The sequence below is a fragment of the Enterobacter sp. CPE_E863 genome (genome assembly GCF_046521465.1).
Lineage (GTDB): Bacteria > Pseudomonadota > Gammaproteobacteria > Enterobacterales > Enterobacteriaceae > Enterobacter > Enterobacter adelaidei.
On record NZ_JBKFZX010000001.1, the window covers coordinates 2226222 to 2242580 of the forward strand.

The 16359-nt window shown below is 53.4% G+C and carries 15 protein-coding genes; 12 read left to right on the forward strand and 3 right to left on the reverse strand.

Going from position 1 to position 16359, the window contains the following annotated elements; translation table 11 throughout:
- Window positions 1-29 precede the first annotated feature (29 nt).
- The 3 genes from yddG (at window position 30) to ACLHV8_RS10975 (ending at window position 3161) form a co-directional block, all read left to right on the forward strand.
- Window positions 30-908, forward strand: a complete 879-nt coding sequence (gene yddG / locus ACLHV8_RS10965) for an aromatic amino acid DMT transporter YddG (RefSeq protein WP_028018914.1) — start codon at window positions 30-32, stop codon at window positions 906-908.
- 650 nt (window positions 909-1558) lie between these two features.
- Entirely contained in the window at window positions 1559-2641 is a 1083-nt protein-coding gene (gene ompC, locus ACLHV8_RS10970) for a porin OmpC (RefSeq protein ID WP_208594962.1), read from the forward strand.
- A gap of 79 nt (window positions 2642-2720) precedes the next feature.
- The gene (locus ACLHV8_RS10975; protein ID WP_028018912.1) at window positions 2721-3161 is read left to right on the forward strand and encodes a GFA family protein; all 441 of its coding nucleotides are present in this window, start codon (window positions 2721-2723) and stop codon (window positions 3159-3161) included.
- On the opposite strand, the gene ACLHV8_RS10980 is transcribed toward ACLHV8_RS10975, so the two are convergent.
- Window positions 3156-4094: a LysR substrate-binding domain-containing protein gene (locus tag ACLHV8_RS10980; protein WP_208594963.1), complete on the reverse strand. Its 939-nt coding sequence runs from the start codon at window positions 4092-4094 to the stop codon at window positions 3156-3158. The two genes, ACLHV8_RS10975 and ACLHV8_RS10980, sit on opposite strands and share 6 nt — an antisense overlap.
- A gap of 170 nt (window positions 4095-4264) precedes the next feature.
- On the opposite strand from ACLHV8_RS10980, the gene ACLHV8_RS10985 reads away from it, so the two are divergent.
- Genes ACLHV8_RS10985 through ACLHV8_RS11015 form a run of 7 tightly spaced genes read left to right on the forward strand, consistent with a single transcriptional unit; the run spans window position 4265 to window position 10716 of the window.
- Complete coding sequence (locus tag ACLHV8_RS10985) at window positions 4265-5215, forward strand: branched-chain amino acid ABC transporter permease (RefSeq protein WP_208594964.1); 951 nt, start codon at window positions 4265-4267, stop codon at window positions 5213-5215.
- Between the two features lie 8 nt (window positions 5216-5223).
- Window positions 5224-6330: a branched-chain amino acid ABC transporter permease gene (locus tag ACLHV8_RS10990; RefSeq protein ID WP_208594965.1), complete on the forward strand. Its 1107-nt coding sequence runs from the start codon at window positions 5224-5226 to the stop codon at window positions 6328-6330.
- Window positions 6327-7094: an ABC transporter ATP-binding protein gene (locus tag ACLHV8_RS10995; protein WP_208594966.1), complete on the forward strand. Its 768-nt coding sequence runs from the start codon at window positions 6327-6329 to the stop codon at window positions 7092-7094. The genes ACLHV8_RS10990 and ACLHV8_RS10995 overlap by 4 nt, the downstream gene beginning before the upstream one ends.
- A complete protein-coding gene (locus ACLHV8_RS11000; RefSeq protein ID WP_134708169.1) occupies window positions 7087-7806 on the forward strand; it encodes an ABC transporter ATP-binding protein in 720 nt (239 codons plus the stop codon). Before ACLHV8_RS10995 ends, ACLHV8_RS11000 begins: the two co-directional genes overlap by 8 nt.
- 28 nt (window positions 7807-7834) lie before the next feature.
- Window positions 7835-8992: a branched-chain amino acid ABC transporter substrate-binding protein gene (locus ACLHV8_RS11005; protein ID WP_028018906.1), complete on the forward strand. Its 1158-nt coding sequence runs from the start codon at window positions 7835-7837 to the stop codon at window positions 8990-8992.
- 18 nt (window positions 8993-9010) lie between these two features.
- Complete coding sequence (locus ACLHV8_RS11010) at window positions 9011-9493, forward strand: L-2-amino-thiazoline-4-carboxylic acid hydrolase (protein WP_129325136.1); 483 nt, start codon at window positions 9011-9013, stop codon at window positions 9491-9493.
- On the forward strand, window positions 9490-10716 hold the full coding sequence (locus tag ACLHV8_RS11015; protein ID WP_129325137.1) for a Zn-dependent hydrolase: 1227 nt from the start codon (window positions 9490-9492) through the stop codon (window positions 10714-10716). Before ACLHV8_RS11010 ends, ACLHV8_RS11015 begins: the two co-directional genes overlap by 4 nt.
- A 39-nt stretch (window positions 10717-10755) precedes the next feature.
- Here the strand turns inward: ACLHV8_RS11015 and ACLHV8_RS11020 are convergent, their stop codons facing one another.
- Both ACLHV8_RS11020 and ACLHV8_RS11025 read right to left on the reverse strand, forming a co-directional pair.
- Window positions 10756-12639: a potassium transporter Kup gene (locus tag ACLHV8_RS11020; RefSeq protein WP_410392121.1), complete on the reverse strand. Its 1884-nt coding sequence runs from the start codon at window positions 12637-12639 to the stop codon at window positions 10756-10758.
- Between the two features lie 89 nt (window positions 12640-12728).
- Entirely contained in the window at window positions 12729-14216 is a 1488-nt protein-coding gene (locus tag ACLHV8_RS11025; RefSeq protein ID WP_208594967.1) for an MFS transporter, read from the reverse strand.
- A gap of 115 nt (window positions 14217-14331) precedes the next feature.
- On the opposite strand from ACLHV8_RS11025, the gene ACLHV8_RS11030 reads away from it, so the two are divergent.
- Window positions 14332-14907, forward strand: coding sequence for a TetR family transcriptional regulator (locus tag ACLHV8_RS11030; RefSeq protein WP_208594968.1), 576 nt, complete (start codon window positions 14332-14334; stop codon window positions 14905-14907).
- A gap of 311 nt (window positions 14908-15218) precedes the next feature.
- Window positions 15219-16187 carry an alpha/beta hydrolase gene (locus ACLHV8_RS11035; protein ID WP_208594969.1) on the forward strand — a complete coding sequence of 323 codons (969 nt, stop codon included), beginning with the start codon at window positions 15219-15221 and terminating at the stop codon, window positions 16185-16187.
- Window positions 16188-16359: the final 172 nt, after the last annotated feature.

Genomic DNA, 16359 nt, shown 5'->3' on the forward strand with positions numbered 1-16359 from the left:
CCTTTGATTTTTATTGCAATGGCGAAGTAATGGACAGAAAAAAAGCAACGCTTATTGGGCTGGCGGCAATACTGTTATGGAGCACGATGGTTGGGCTCATTCGCAGCGTGAGCGAGGGGTTAGGGCCAGTAGGCGGTGCGGCAATGATCTACACCGTCAGTGGATTATTGTGTCTGGTGACGGTGGGATTTCCTGATATCCGCAAATTCTCGCCACGCTATCTTATTGCAGGCAGCGTGCTGTTTGTCAGCTATGAAATTTGCCTGGCACTCTCGTTGGGCTATGCCGCAACGCGATCGCAGGCCATTGAGGTCGGCATGGTCAATTATCTGTGGCCGAGCCTGACGATTGTATTTGCCATTTTGTTCAACGGGCAAAAATCAACTCTGTGGGTGATCCCCGGCTTAGCCATCTCATTACTGGGCGTCTGCTGGGTATTAGGCGGTGAACAGGGATTACATCTTGAGGAGATCACCCGCAATATCGTTTCCAGTCCACTGAGTTATGCGCTGGCGTTTGCCGGGGCATTTATCTGGGCGGCCTACTGCACCGTAACCAGCAAATTTGCCAAAGGGCAAAACGGTATTACCCTTTTTGTTTTGCTGACTGCGTTGAGTCTTTGGGTGAAATATGCCCTTAGCGAGCAGCCAGAAATGGTATTCAGTGTCCCGGTTGTCGTGAAGCTATTAATGTGCGGTGTTGCTCTGGGTTTTGGCTATGCCTCATGGAATATCGGTATTCTCCATGGCAACGTCACGGTACTTGCCGCCGTATCCTATTTTACCCCTGTACTTTCTGCCGCTCTGGCTGCCGCCCTGCTGAGCTCTCCACTCTCTTTCTCGTTCTGGCAAGGTGCGCTGATGGTCTGCGCCGGGTCGCTGCTTTGCTGGTTCGCGACACGAAAATAAGGGTCCGTCGCTCTGCCGGGAGGCCTGTAACCCGGCAGAAAATTAACATAAATTTAATATGTGATCGCACGTCAAAATATTCATAAGCTCATTAGAGAATGTGTTTAAATTCTGTTTATATTATCGTTGTTTCGCATTCCCCCCTCCTCTCTTCTTGACATAAACTGACACCGTAGCGCAATTACTCTCCTGCGAATATTAACAACCTTAATAGCACAAAGTGCAATAGTGTGTTTCTGTGTGTTTCTGTGTATTTCTGTGTATTTCAGCAAAAAACACGGTAATTACGTGCATTCAATAACCTAACACAATGATTTACGGTAAACAGCTAAGCTTAATTCTACAAAATGCACCGATAAAATTGATAGTAACATAACTAAATTAAACCATTAAAAAACTATATTGCGGATAATAGATCTGATAAGAAAATATACAAAACCCGGTTAAACACTCTTCATTTCATTCTGTTTAGCGACCATTTATCCGATCTCGATCACACTAAAGGAAATTATTAGCAATAATTTGAAACTTATTATTGAAAGGCAACTACAACATTTTTAAAAATAGCATGCCATTGACGAACAGCCTCGTTTAGAAATCGTTCGAAGTGGCTCAGGAAATACTTAAGAAAATTATAAGGAATATTTAAGATGAAACTTAAATTAGTTGCAGTGGCAGTGACTTCCATGTTGGCAGCAGGCGTTGTTAACGCTGCTGAAATTTATAACAAAGACGGTAACAAGCTGGATCTGTACGGTAAAGTAACAGGTCTGCACTATTTCTCTGATGACACCAGCAACGACGGCGACAAAACCTACGTACGTCTGGGCTTCAAAGGTGAAACTCAGATCAACGACCAGATGTCCGGTTACGGTCAGTGGGAATATGAATTCAAAGGCAACAACGATGAAAGCAACGGCGACAAAGGCAACAAAACGCGTCTGGCTTTCGCTGGTCTGAAATTCAACGAATTCGGTTCTTTCGACTACGGTCGTAACTACGGTGTTGCTTACGACATCGGCGCATGGACTGACGTTCTGCCAGAGTTCGGTGGTGATACCTGGACGCAGACTGATGGCTTCATGACTCAGCGTGCCACTGGCGTTGCAACCTACCGTAACACCGACTTCTTCGGTCTGGTTGACGGTCTGAACTTTGCCGCTCAGTACCAGGGTAAAAACAACAAGCGCGACATCACCGAAGCGAACGGTGACGGTTGGGGCTTGTCTTCTACCTATGAAATGGACGGTTTCGGCGTGGGTGCAACCTATGCGAAATCTGACCGTACCAACAATCAGGTTCGTGCTGGTGAAGTGGCTAATACCATGAACGCTGGCGGTGACAACGCAGAAGTTTGGGCCGCTGGCCTGAAATACGATGCAAACAACATCTACCTGGCAAGCACCTACTCTGAAACCCGCAATATGACCAACTTCGGTAAAGGTTATATCGCGAACAAAGCTCAGAACTTTGAAGTTGTTGCTCAGTACCAGTTCGATTTCGGTCTGCGTCCATCCGTTGCTTACCTGAAATCCAAAGGTAAAGACATCGGTACTTATGGCGACCAGGATCTGGTTGAATACGTTGATGTTGGCGCGACTTACTACTTCAACAAGAACATGTCTACCTACGTTGATTACAAAATCAACCTGCTGGACGACAACAAGTTCACCAAAGCTGCGGGTATTGCTACCGACAACATCGTTGCTCTGGGTCTGACTTACCAGTTCTAAGATTTGTCAGTATAAAAAGGCCAGCCTTCGTGGCTGGCTTTTTTTATACCGTTTGACTGGCGTAATAAAGGAGCACGCCATGCACATATTCAAAGGACGCTGTCTATGCGGGATGAGCCAATTCAGCGTTTCCCTCAACAATTTCGACGTCTATGCCTGCCACTGCACGCAATGTCAGAAGTGGTCAGGCGGAATTGCCATGTATCTGGAAGCCGCGGGTAAACCGCTTGTGGAGCAAGACTCGATTGCCCCTTCTCACTTCTCGTCCTCTGCGCGAGGAGAACGCTGGTTCTGTCCGGGGTGTGGTTGTCCTCTGTGGTTCAAGCTGACCTCAACAGCACGCTATTTTATTCCATGGACATTACTTGAGATGAGCGAAGATGAACGACGTCGGCTGGTGCTCGCCGCTGAAATCTATACCGAAACCCAGCCCGCATTCTTTGGTCTGACCGGACAATATGCGCGCTACAGCGGTTCAGAAATTGAAGCCATGGATAAGCACTGTTTGCTTACCTCATAGGAGATTCTCCCCCGCGGCCCGACGAAGCCAGTTTTGCAGTAGCTTACCGTCCTCGGTCATCTCCGAATCCGAACGAACACAGAGGTAGTAGTCGCGCCCGTCATCAATGGGTAAGTCAAATATCTTCACCAGCTCACCACTCTCAAGATAAGGCGCGATCAGCGGCTCACGCATCAACGCGCAGCCCAGCCCGGCCTGTACTCCCGCCAGCGTCAAAAGTCCGTCCTCAAACAGGGGGCCACTGCGCCGCAGAGGGCGTTTCACTCCCTGTAACAGGAACCACTGTGACCATGTGATGCGCTCCTCATCGTGCAGCAACGGCATTTGCAGCAGTTGCTCTGGCGTGTCGATATGGCCATGAATGCGCAAAAATGCACGGCTGCATACAGGCACCATCTGACCGGAGATCAATTTTTCACTCTGATATCCCGCCCACTGACCGTTGCCGAAGCGAATCGACATATCCGACGCATCGCTCAGATAGTTACGATGATTGGCATACACTACGTTGATCTCGGTTTGCGGATTGGCACGCATAAAAGCAGGCAGACGCGGGATAAACCACCCCATGCCAAAAAGCGGGATCAGGCTGATGGTGACCTGACGCGTTTGCGCCTGTTCAGCCAGATGCTCCGTTGCCTGGCGCAACACGTTAAAAGCCGCACGGATGGAGCGGTAATATTCACGTCCTTGCTGGCTCAGCACTAGCCTGCGCCCCTGGCGTTCCGTCAGCGGCATTTGCAGGAACCCTTCGAGCACCTTGAGCTGGTGACTGACAGCAGACGGTGAAATATCCAGCTCCTGTGCCGCCAGCGTAACACTGCCCAACCGGGCGATAGCTTCAAAAGCACGTACAGCCCGTAGCGGCGGATCATTGGCCAGTCGACTTTCTCCATAAATGGGTAGGCCAGGTGACTGTTCTGTTTTATTCATATGTTGATTTCTTTAGGCTTTATATCCGAAAACGGAATTTTTATATTTTCATATAAATCATAAAGATAAAACAATATCTGTTTATCATAAGAAATAATATATGTGTATTTTACAATTTATTTCATTTGTTGGATGGTAGCCGCAGAAAGAGCACTTTGCAGGAACCTACGTTGGATACATTCATACAACAACTGATCAACGGTGTGATGCTGGGAAGCATCTACGCGTTGATCGCGCTGGGCTATACCATGGTGTATGGCATTTTGCGCATTATTAACTTTGCCCATGGCGATATTCTGATGGTGGGTGCATTAACCACACTTTCTGCCATGAACATCCTCAACAATACTTTCCCGCACCTGCCGCTTCTGATTCAGCTCGGTTTTGCCTTGCTGATCGCCATGGCCGTTTGTGCCCTGCTGGCGATGGCCGTGGAGCGCTTTGCCTACCGACGCCTGCGTAACGCGCCGCGTCTGGCACCGCTGATCTCCGGGATTGGCGTCTCGGTGCTGCTGCAAACCGTGGCGATGATCGTCTGGACGCGCAACCCTCTGATGTTCCCTCAGATCCTGCCCATGGAACCGATTGCCGTGACGTCAGGAAGTGAACTGCATCCCCCTGCCATTGTGACCGTCACCGGCATTGTTACCGTGGTGCTGGCGCTTACAGTGATGACAGGGCTATGGCTGCTGGTGGAATACACCCGCCTGGGGCGCGGCATGCGCGCCGTGGCGGAAAACCCGCGCGTGGCTACGCTGATGGGGGTTAACCCCAATGCCATTATTACCCTGACGTTCGCCATTGGCGGCATCTTTGCCGCGCTGGCAGGCGTCATGATGGCCAGCAACTACGGCAACGCCAGCTTCTCGATGGGCTTTTTGCCCGGGATCAAAGCCTTTACCGCCGCCGTGCTGGGAGGCATTGGTAACATTCGTGGCGCCATGATTGGCGGGATCCTGCTCGGCATCATCGAAGCGCTGGGCGCAGGTTACCTGGGTGAACTGACCCACGGCGTCTTTGGCAGCAACTATCAGGACGTCTTTGCCTTCATCGTGCTGATTCTGGTACTGGTCTTCCGTCCGGCAGGTCTGCTGGGTGAGCGTGTGGCAAACCGAGCGTAAGGGATACTATGACAACCGTACAACTACAAACGCCGACCGCTACGCGCAAATTCTGGTCCGGTATGAGTTTGTTCTGCCTCGCGCTGCTGATTGCGCCAGTGGTTGCCAGCCAGCTCGGCGGAAATTACTGGGTGCGCGTCATCGACTTCGCCCTGCTCTACATCATGCTGGCGCTGGGGCTGAACATTGTGGTCGGTTACACCGGCCTGCTGGACATGGGCTTTATCGCCTTTTACGCAGTGGGTGCCTATCTGGCCGCCCTGCTGGCTTCACCGCACCTGCTTGAAGTGTTCCCGATCCTCGCGGTCTGGTTCCCGGACGGGCTGCACACGTCTTATCTGTTGATTATTCCCATAGCGGCACTGGTTGCAGCGGTGTGCGGCATCGTGCTCGGTGCGCCAACGTTAAAGCTTCGTGGGGATTATCTGGCGATCGTGACGCTGGGGTTTGGGGAGATCATCCGCATCCTGATGCGTAACCTCGACCGTCCGGTGAATATCACGAACGGTGCGAAAGGTATTACCGGCGTCGATACCCTGAATCTTTTCGGCCTGAAATTCAGCGGTGTGTATCACTGGTTCGGTTTTAAAGTGCCTGCCCTATGGCTGTGGTACTACCTACTGATGCTGGTGATTGTGGCCATTATTTTTGTTTGCCTGCGCCTGCAACACTCGCGTATTGGTCGCGCCTGGCATGCCATTCGTGAAGATGAGGATGTGGCCCGCGCGATGGGCATCAACGTCCGTAACTATAAGCTACTGGCCTTTGCGATGGGTGCCTCATTTGGCGGCGTGGCGGGTGCCTTGTTCGGCGCGTTTCAGGGCTTTGTCTCCCCGGAATCCTTCACGTTACAGGAATCCATTGCCGTGCTGGCGATGGTGGTGCTGGGCGGTATGGGGCATATTCCGGGCGTGATCCTCGGCGCGATACTGCTTACCGCCCTGCCGGAACTGCTGCGCAGTCAGGCAGCCCCGGTTCAGCAGGCGCTGTTCGGTACGGTGCTGATTGACCCCGAAGTGTTGCGTCAGCTGTTCTACGGCCTGGCGCTGGTGCTGGTCATGCTGGTTCGTCCTGCCGGGATCTGGCCGGTACGCCACAAGGAGGTGAATACATGAGTCTGTTAACCGTACGCAACATGTCCAAACGTTTCGGTGGGCTTACCGCCGTGGATGACGTTTCGATCGCCGTGAACAAGGGTGAAATCTACGGACTGATAGGTCCTAACGGGGCGGGAAAAACCACCTGCTTTAACCTGATCACCGGGCTTTATCCGGCGGACAGCGGTGAATTTTCAATCGCCGATAAGCCCTATTTCCCCAGACACATTGAGAAGGTCACCGCCGCCGGGATTGCGCGAACCTTCCAGAACGTGCGCCTCTTTAACGACATGTCGGTGCTGGAAAACGTAATGGTGGGTCGCCACGTGCGCACCCGTAACGGTCTTTGGGAAGCGCTGAGCCGCCACAAACGCGCCCGCGCAGAAGAAATGCAAACCCGTGAGCTGGCCTGGCACTGGCTGGAATACACCGGCATTGCGAAGTTCGCCCACTACCGTGCCTGCGATCTGGCCTACGGCCATCAGCGTCGACTTGAAATCGCCCGAGCGCTGGCAACCGACCCTCTGCTGCTGGCACTGGACGAACCCGCCGCCGGGATGAATGCAGCAGAAAAAGTAGCGCTTGGCGAGTTACTCATCCGACTACGTGATGACGGTAAAACCCTGCTGATGATTGAACATGACGTCAAGCTCGTGATGGGCATCTGCGATCGCCTGACGGTGCTGGATTACGGCAAAACGCTCGCCAGCGGCACGCCCGAGAGCGTTCGTCGCGACCCGGCAGTGATCGCCGCCTGGCTTGGAGGCAACGCCCATGTCTGAATTACTGAAAGTGGAACGCGTGGACGTGCATTACGGCGGTATTCAGGCCGTACGCGATGTCTCTTTTACCCTGCACGAGGGCGAGCAGGCCACGCTGATCGGCGCTAACGGTGCGGGTAAAAGCTCCACCGTGCGCGCCATTACCGGGCTGGAAAACTTTAGCGGTCGTATTGAATTCAACGGTAAAGCGGTGCGTAAGCACAAGCCCGAAACCCTGCTCCGTGACGGACTGGTGATGGTCCCGGAAGGCCGGGGAATCTTCTCCCGAATGACGGTGCTGGAAAACCTGCAGATGGGCGCCTGGCTCAGGCGTGACACTGTCACCGTAAAGCGCGAGATGAACGAGATTTTCGAGCGCTTCCCGCGTCTGGGCGAGCGCCAGCATCAACTTGCCGGGTTGCTGTCCGGCGGAGAGCAACAGCTGCTGGCCCTTAACCGCGCCCTGCTCAGTCGCCCGCGACTTTTGATCCTCGACGAACCCTCAATGGGACTTGCACCGAAGATGGTAGAAAACATTTTTGCCGTCATAGCCGGCCTGCGCGAGCGCGGCGTTGCCCTGCTGCTCATCGAACAAAACGCCCGCCTGGCGCTGGAAGTCACCGACAGCGCGTGGGTGATGGACAGTGGCAGCATTGTTCATCACGGCGAATCGAAAGCGCTGCTCAATGACGACCAGATTGCACAGATTTATTTGGGCGAAATGCCCGCTTAACAACACTAACCAGCATCAGGGAAATACAATGAAAACAGTAAAAATCAGCGCGCTCAGCGCCGCTATTCTGCTCGGTGGTTTTGCCTCAACGGGCGCATGGGCCGCCGACAGTGAAACCGTGGTTATCGGTCTGGCGGGCCCGCTCACTGGACCATCGGCCCGTATCGGTAAAGATCTGGAGAATGGCGCACAGCTGGCGATTGATGACATCAACAAGCAGCACCCGACCATCGGCGGCAAAGCGGTGACATTCAAACTGCAGTCCGAAGACGATCAGTCTGACCCGCGCACCGCCGTGGCCGTGGCGCAACGTCTGGTGGATAGCGGCGTGGCGGGCGTTGTCGGTCACTGGAACACCGGTACCAGTATTCCGGCTGCGCGTGTGTATCACGATGCCGGTATCGCTCAGGTTGCGCCCGTAGCGACCGGTCACGCCTATACCAAACAGGGTTTCGATACCAGCTTCCGCGTGATGGGCCACGACGATGACGGCGGCCAGTTGGCCGGACAGTACGCGGTAAATACCCTGAAAGCGAAACGCATTGCGGTGATTGACGACCGTACCGCGTTTGGTCAGGGGCTGGCGGACCAGTTCATTAAATCGCTGGAAGCACAGGGCGTGAAGGTTGTCGATCGTCAGTACGTTGATGACAAAACGGTGGACTTCAGCGCCGTACTGACCGCCATCCGGAGTAAAAACGCCGATCTGATCTTCTTCGGCGGCGTCGACAGCCAGGCCGCACCGCTGGCGCGTCGTATCAAACAGCTGGGCATGAACGCCACGCTGATGGGCGCAGGCGGATTTGTCAGCCAGACGTTCCTGCAGCTGGCGCAGAAAGAAGGCGAAGGCGTGGTCGCGCTGGAGCCGGGTCTGCCCGTTGACCAGATGCCGGGTGGAAAGGCATTCGAACAGGCCTATCAGGCCCGCTACCACACCCATATCGAACTGCACGCCCCGTTCGCCTATGACGCCACCCGCGTGCTGGTTGCGGCGATGGAAAAAGCAGATTCCGTTGAGCCGTCCGAATATCTGCCCGCCCTGCGCGCCATCAGCTACTCCGGCGTCACCGGCCAGATAGCGTTTGATAAAGAAGGTAACCTGAAATCGCCGTCTTTCACCGTTTACAAAGTTGTCGACGGCAAATGGCAGCCGCAAACCGTGCTGGGTGGCACAAAAGCGAAGTAACGCAGTGAGGGCAATGTGATGAGTGATAATAACGAGCTGGGCATTCTCGCCCGCCGCAAAATTGAAGCAGAAATTATTAAGCCAATTTATGAAATCCTGGTGCGCGAGATAGGGAAAACCCGCGCCCAGGCGGTCATTGGTGAGGCCATTGAGCAGGCCGCGATTGACGCAGGCAAAGCGTTTGCCAGCAAAGAACCCAACGGCGCGGACGTAAAGAGTTTTATCGCACTGCAATATCTGTGGGAGAAAGATAACGCGCTTGAGGTGAAGGTGATTGACGCCGACGACCAGCAGTACAACTACAACGTGACCCGTTGCCGCTACGCGGAGATGTATCACGAAATGGGGCTGGGCGAGATTGGTCATCTGCTCTCCTGCGCGCGCGATGAAAAATTCATCGTTGGCTATGCACCGGACGTGGAACTGACCCGCACCACCACCATCATGCAGGGCGGTTCATGCTGTGATTTCCGCTACCGCAGCAGTAAGGACAAGACATGATCCGCGTCAACGCCGAACGACTGTGGTCAACGCTTGAGATGATGGCGCAGATCGGCGGCACGCCTGCCGGTGGCGTCACCCGTCTGGCACTGAGCGAGGAAGATCGTATTGCGCGAAACCTGCTGCGCGGCTGGGCGCTGGACGCGGGTTTCACCTGCGACGTCGACAGCATGGGCAATATGTTTATCCGTCGCCCGGGGAAAAACCCGCAGCTTGCCCCGGTCATGACGGGTTCACATGTGGATACCCAGCCGCAGGGCGGTAACTACGACGGTGTTTACGGCGTGCTGGCAGGGCTGGAGCTGCTGCGAACCCTTAACGATCATCACGTTGAGACTGAACGTGACGTTGTGCTGGTGAACTGGACTAACGAAGAAGGTGCGCGCTTTGCGCCAGCCATGCTCTCTTCAGGGGTCTGGACGGAGCAATTTAGCGAAGCGTACGCGCATGCCCGTGCGGATAACGATGGCATCACCGTGGGCGAAGCGCTGGATAGCATTGGCTACCGGGGTGAAATCCCTGCTCGCGCGTTTCCTGTTCACGCCTGCTACGAACTGCACATCGAGCAGGGACCGATCCTGGAAGATGAAGCCATCGATATCGGCTTAGTCCGCGCGGCAATGGGCCAGCGCTGGTTTACCCTGACGCTGGACGGATTTGCCGCCCACGCAGGCACCACGCCGATGCACAGCCGCCGCGACGCGCTGACCGCCTTCGCAGAGCTGGCGCTGAAGGTGGAAGAGATTGGCTATCGGCATGCCCCAGACGGACGCGCGACGATCGGTATGGCGCAGGTTACGCCAAACTCGCGCAACGTCGTGCCGTCTCGCGTGGAATGCAGCGTTGAGTTTCGCCACCCGGAGCAGCAGGCGCTGGAAACCATGGAGGCGGCGCTGCATAAGGTGGCTGAAAGCCTGAGCCTGCGCGGCGTGTCGGCTCTCGTTGAACGTATTTTTGACTACGCGCCCATCGCGTTTGATGCCGAATGCCTGGCTCGTACGGAGAAGGCCGTGGCGAAACTGGGCTATTCGTCGAAACCGATGGTCTCCGGCGCGGGTCACGACACCTGCTATGTCAGCAAAATTGCGCCCGCCAGCATGATCTTTATCCCCTGCGTGAAAGGCATTAGCCATAACGAAGCGGAAAGGATCCTGCCAGAATGGTCGGAGAAAGGGGCGAATGTGTTATTGCATAGTGTCCTGTCTGCGGCGCTTGAGAAATAGAATGGTGCGAAAGCAGAGGACCTCTGCTTTCGCCAGAGTCTACACGGCAACGCGTCGGCTGATTTCGACAACTCTGTCGCTGGGAAGGTGATAGTGGTTGATGACGTGCGTGCAGTTGCGCTTCATGAAAGCAAAAATATGCCGTTGCCATGCTGCCATACCCGCGGTTCCATCACCGGCTACGATAGTTTCATGTCCAACATACCAGGTGGCATCATCATTCGCGAACAGCACGTTGATTTCACTGACACCCTGCAACAAATGCGGGATATCCGGGTGCTCCATAAAACCGTATTGTGCCACGCCGTGCCAGTAACCTGGCGCGCGCTGCTCTACCCTGATCCGTTGTTCTTCCCCAACATAGGGCACATTCAGGATATCAATAGTCAGCGATAACACATCTCGCTGTAGCACCTTGTTGCGCGCAACATGCCAGCGCATGACCGGCGGGATATTGTTCTGTGTACGGGTCAAAAAAACGGCGGAACCTGCAACTCTGGGTACCGTCTTTTGCTGAAGCTGGTTAAAGAACGCATCCACGCTGATGCCCTTCTCGCCCACCGATGCGGATACCTCCTTAACGCCGCGGTGCCAGATCAGCATCACCGTACAAATCGCTGCGGCCATCAGCAGCGGAATATAGCCGCCTTCCAGGACCTTAATCAGATTGGCAAACAAGAAGGTGGCATCAATCACCAGGAAACAGAGGGCAATAACCGCGCTGCTGACCCGGCTCCAGTGCCACACTTCCCGCATTGCCACAAATAGCAGGCCCGTCGTCATCAGCATGGTTAATGACACGGCAATACCGTATGCAGCAGCAAGCTTGTCGGAAGATTTGAAAAACACCACCAGCCCAATCGTTACCACCATAAGCAGCCAATTGATTGTGCCTATATAGATTTGACCGTAGCTTTCTGCCGCCGTCTGTTTGATCCGTAAACGGGGTAACCAGCCGAGCTGAATAGCCTGCCGCGTCATGGAAAAAGCGCCCGTAATTATCGCCTGACTGGCGATTATCGTCGCCAGTGCGGCAAGAATAATGAGCGGAAACTGCATCACAGGCGGACACAGCATAAAGAAAAGGTTTTGTTTACTGTCGGCTCCGGCCAGGATCAGCGCGGATTGCCCCGCATAATTGAGCAGCAATGCGGGAAATACGACACCGTACCAGGCAAGCCAGATGGGTTTTTTACCGAAATGCCCCATATCGGCGTACAGCGCTTCAGCACCAGTCACACAGAGAAAAACGCCCCCCAGGACCAGAAAACTGGTGTACCCGTTCGAAAACAAAAACGCGATGCCATACGCAGGATTCAGCGCCAGCAATACCGATGGGTGCTGAATGATCCCCCATACGCCCAACGCTGCAATTGCAAAAAACCACAGCGCCATGATCGGACCAAATATCTTTCCTATACGAGCGGTACCAAAAGGTTGGATCAGAAAAAGTGCCAGTAAAACCATGACCGTGAGCGGCAATATATACGGCTGCGATTCAGGAAAAACAATTTCCAGCCCTTCCAGAGCGGAAAGTACGGAGATTGCCGGGGTTATCGCGCCATCACCGTAAATCAACGCAGCGCCGATAAGTGCGGAAAAAATGACCCAGCGCCCGCCTTTCCCTTTTTCCACCAGAAGCGACATCAATGCCATGATGCCGCCCTCGCCATGATTATCAATTCGCATGGCGAATGCAGCATATTTTATGGATGTCACCAGGATGAGTGTCCAGGTAATCAGCGAGAGCAGTCCCAGAACCACTGCGGGCGTAGGATCATGCTCAGAGAGCGACAACACGGTCCTGAAGGTATAGAGCGGACTGGTGCCAATATCACCAAAAACGACACCCAGCGCACCACCGGCAAGCAGGGTTAACCGGGAGAACGGTTGGCGCGATTCACTGCGGTGGAGCAGGCTCATATTTTCCAGCAAGAGTCAGATAATCCTTTAAAAAACATAGTGCATCTGCCCCACTGACGCCAACCATAAACCTGGTTTTCCGGATCTATTTACCGCGGGTTGACCTTAGCCAGGCTAAACCAAACGCCAACGGCCAGCAACAGCAGCATTCCCCCAGCACTCCCCAACGCTACGCTATGCGAAGTGATAAACGCGCTTTTCGCTGCTTCAATCAGTGTTTCCGCCATCGTGGGTGTCAGATCCTGCGCCACCTTCATCGCTTCACCAATGGATGACGACGCTTTGTCGACGAGAGAAGCATTCAGCCCCTGTGGCAATTCGATCGACGCCGTGAAGCTGCGGGTCAACAGCAGACCAAAAATGGCGATCCCCAGACCGGCACCCAGTTCATACGACATGGTTTCAATCGCTCCTGCTGCAGCGGCTTTCTCTTTTGGCGCAGCAGCCATGATCGCTGAGGTTGAAGCCAACAGCGCGCTGGCAGCACTGAAGCCCAGCAGCACCATCAGGCACCACGCCTGCCACTGCTGGGTGCTGAAGTCGAGCAGCGACAGACCAATAAAACTGACGGCACTCAGCCCCATTCCGCCAGCGGCGACGATGCGTAACCCCAGATGTCCAACCAGTACACCGGCGATCGGCCCACTGAAGCCGCTGGCAACCATCAGAGGCAGCATAAACATCCCCGCTTCAAACGGCGTAAAGCCGTGAACAAACTGCAGCTCCTGAGCCATCAGCAGCTCAAACCCGACCAGCGCAATCATCGCAGTCATCGCCATTACCACGCCACTCAAAATGATGCGGTGGCAGAACAGACGCATGTCGATCATCGGCACGCGAGCACGAAGCTGAATACGCACGAAGATAAACAGCAGCACCGAGCCGGTAACCAGCGCGGACACGACGACGCCTGGTGCCAGGACGCCTTTTAGCGCGGTCTTCGCACTGTAGACCAGCAGTAAAATCGCCGCGATTAGCATGATGGCATGGCTAATATTAAGCGGTTGTTCCGGGCGACCCTGCTGACGCGGCACAAAACGTGCGGCCAGCGAAACCACGACCAATACAATGGGTACGTTGATTAAAAATACCGATCCCCAGTAAAAATGTTCGAGCAGCATACCGCCAATCAGCGGACCAAATGCTGCGCCACCGGACCCCACAGCCGCCCAGACACCAAGCGCGATATTACGATCCCGCGCTTCAGTAAACAGCGTGCGGATACCCGCGAGCGTAGCCGGAATAATCATCGCCGCACCAATCGCCAGCGAGGCGCGCGCCGCAATCAGCCATCCAGCAGACGGGGCAAACGCGGCCGCCAGCGATGACAAACCAAACAACGTACTGCCGATCATTAACAGCCGTTTGAAACCAATACGATCGCCCAGTGCGCCCATCGGCAGCACCATCCCCGCCATCACCAGCGAGTAAATATCGATGATCCAAAGCAATTCATTGCCGCTGGCCCCCAGCGTCATACTCAATGTCGGCGCCGCCACGTGCAGCACCGTTGCGTCGATCGCTACCGGGATATACACCAGCACGATAATCACTAACGCTAACCACTGACGAAACATAAATTTCCTTTTAATTAAATCATGGACACATGTCCAGAATGCGATCCTACGTAAAGTTGAACGCGTGTCCAGCTTTTTGTTACACTCGTTTCATTCCTATTGAGAGTGAGTCGAAATGCAATATCTGAGCAAGGATGAACGGCGGGAAGACATCTTACAGGCCGCCATGCGCGTGGCGCTGTCCGAAGGACTGGCGGCAATGACGGTACGCCGCATTGCAGCTGAAGCTGGGGTCGCGACCGGACAGGTTCACCATCATTTTACCTCCGGCGGGGAGCTAAAATCGCTGGCTTTTGTTCGCTTGATCCGTGAACTGCTGGATGCAGATGTCGTCGGCAAACAGGCTGGCTGGCGGGAGCAGCTTCATGCCATGCTCGGGAGCGATGATGGCATGTTTGAACCTTACATTCGCCTGTGGCGTGAAGCACAGATCCTGGCCAACCGCGATGCTGACATTAAGGGTGCCTATATTATGACCATGGAAATGTGGCACCAGGAAACGGTGGCGCTAATCAAAGCGGGAACGGAGGCCGGGGTATTTCGTCCTGGCGATAGAGCGGAAAATATCGCCTGGCGCTTGATTGGTCTGGTGTGCGGTCTGGACGGGATGTATATCTTAAACATGCATGAAATGGACGAAGCCGCGTTTAATAGGCATCTCGATAAATTGATCGACCTTGAATTGAATTAATCATCGTTAGACGTTATTTAACCCATACATTAAGAGCCTGCTGTAGAGTACAGGTTCTTAATCTGCGCAGACACCCTTTCACACACATTCAAGCCATGAATATTTAACACAAAATCAGAAATAATGCGAGCCACCTCAAATTCCTTAACAAAAGAAACATATTGCACTAAATCACTTGCGTTCTCATATACACTTCATACTGCCCTTCCAATAAAAAGGAAAATTTAACCGCAAAGTGAATCAGACAATTTTAGAATAGATTTCCTACATTACAAACAAAGATAACTTTTTACTCAACGTGGGATTAAATCATGCCTTCATATGTTATGTCTGTTCGGAAAGCATCAAGAGGTAAATTTACCTCCGATATTGGTGGAACAAGCTATTTGGTTGTTCCTGATGGAGAGGACCCCAGTCCCGACCATGCCATTCCTGAACAAAAATGGTTTGATCAAGTTATACAAGGTGCACAGTGGAAAAACGAGAAAGGCGAAAAGCGAGGGGATTTACTTTTTTCTGTGCATGGTTACAACATGAGCGAGAGCGAAGTGATCGAGCGACACAGACTTTTGGCAAACGGATTGTCTGATATTGGTTTTAAAGGAATAGTGGTTTCCTTTGACTGGCCAAGTGATGACAAGGCGCTGGCCTATTTACCTGACCGTCACAAGGCAAAACTTACCGCAATGCGCCTTATGACAGAAGGAATTTCCTACGTATCAGAAAAACAAAAACCCGACTGTCCGATTAATATTCATGTTTTGGGTCATTCTACTGGGGCTTATGTGCTCACTGAAGCATTTGATGATGCGGATGATACCAACCTGCCAAATAGTGCCTGGAAAGTGAGCCAGATCATTTTCGTCGCAGGCGATGTATCGAGCAGCGTAATGTCAAACCCTGACCCGCGAAGTGATTCTATTTACCGTCATGGTATTCGTCTAACTAATTATTCCAGCCGTCGTGACCAGGCTCTGGATATATCGAATGTGAAACGTGTCGGCGTTGCTCCTCGGGTTGGGCGTGTGGGTCTTCCTGAGAACGCACCTTCAAATGCAATAAATGTAGACTGTACAAAGTATTACGAAAAACTAGAAAGTGACTCTGCTATTCTCGTACAGGATGAACCCGCAGGGATCAAAGGAATGCCATCACATTCGTGGTATTTCGGAAATAAAGTATTTACCCGAGATCTGTTTTGCACACTGATTGGCATTGATCGCTATGTTATTCCAACCCGATCGGTTGACGGCGAAGGAAAAACAATCCTGATACGCTAGCCGGAAATTGTGACAGGTGCCGGGTGGCGGCTACGCCTTACCCGGCCTACTGTTTTATCCGTTCCAGATCCGGTAAGGCGTAGCCGCCATCGGACAATTAAGACTGCAGCATGCCATGCTGCATCAGGAAACCCCACCAGGGAATGCCGAGGAACATGTGAACTAAAAACGT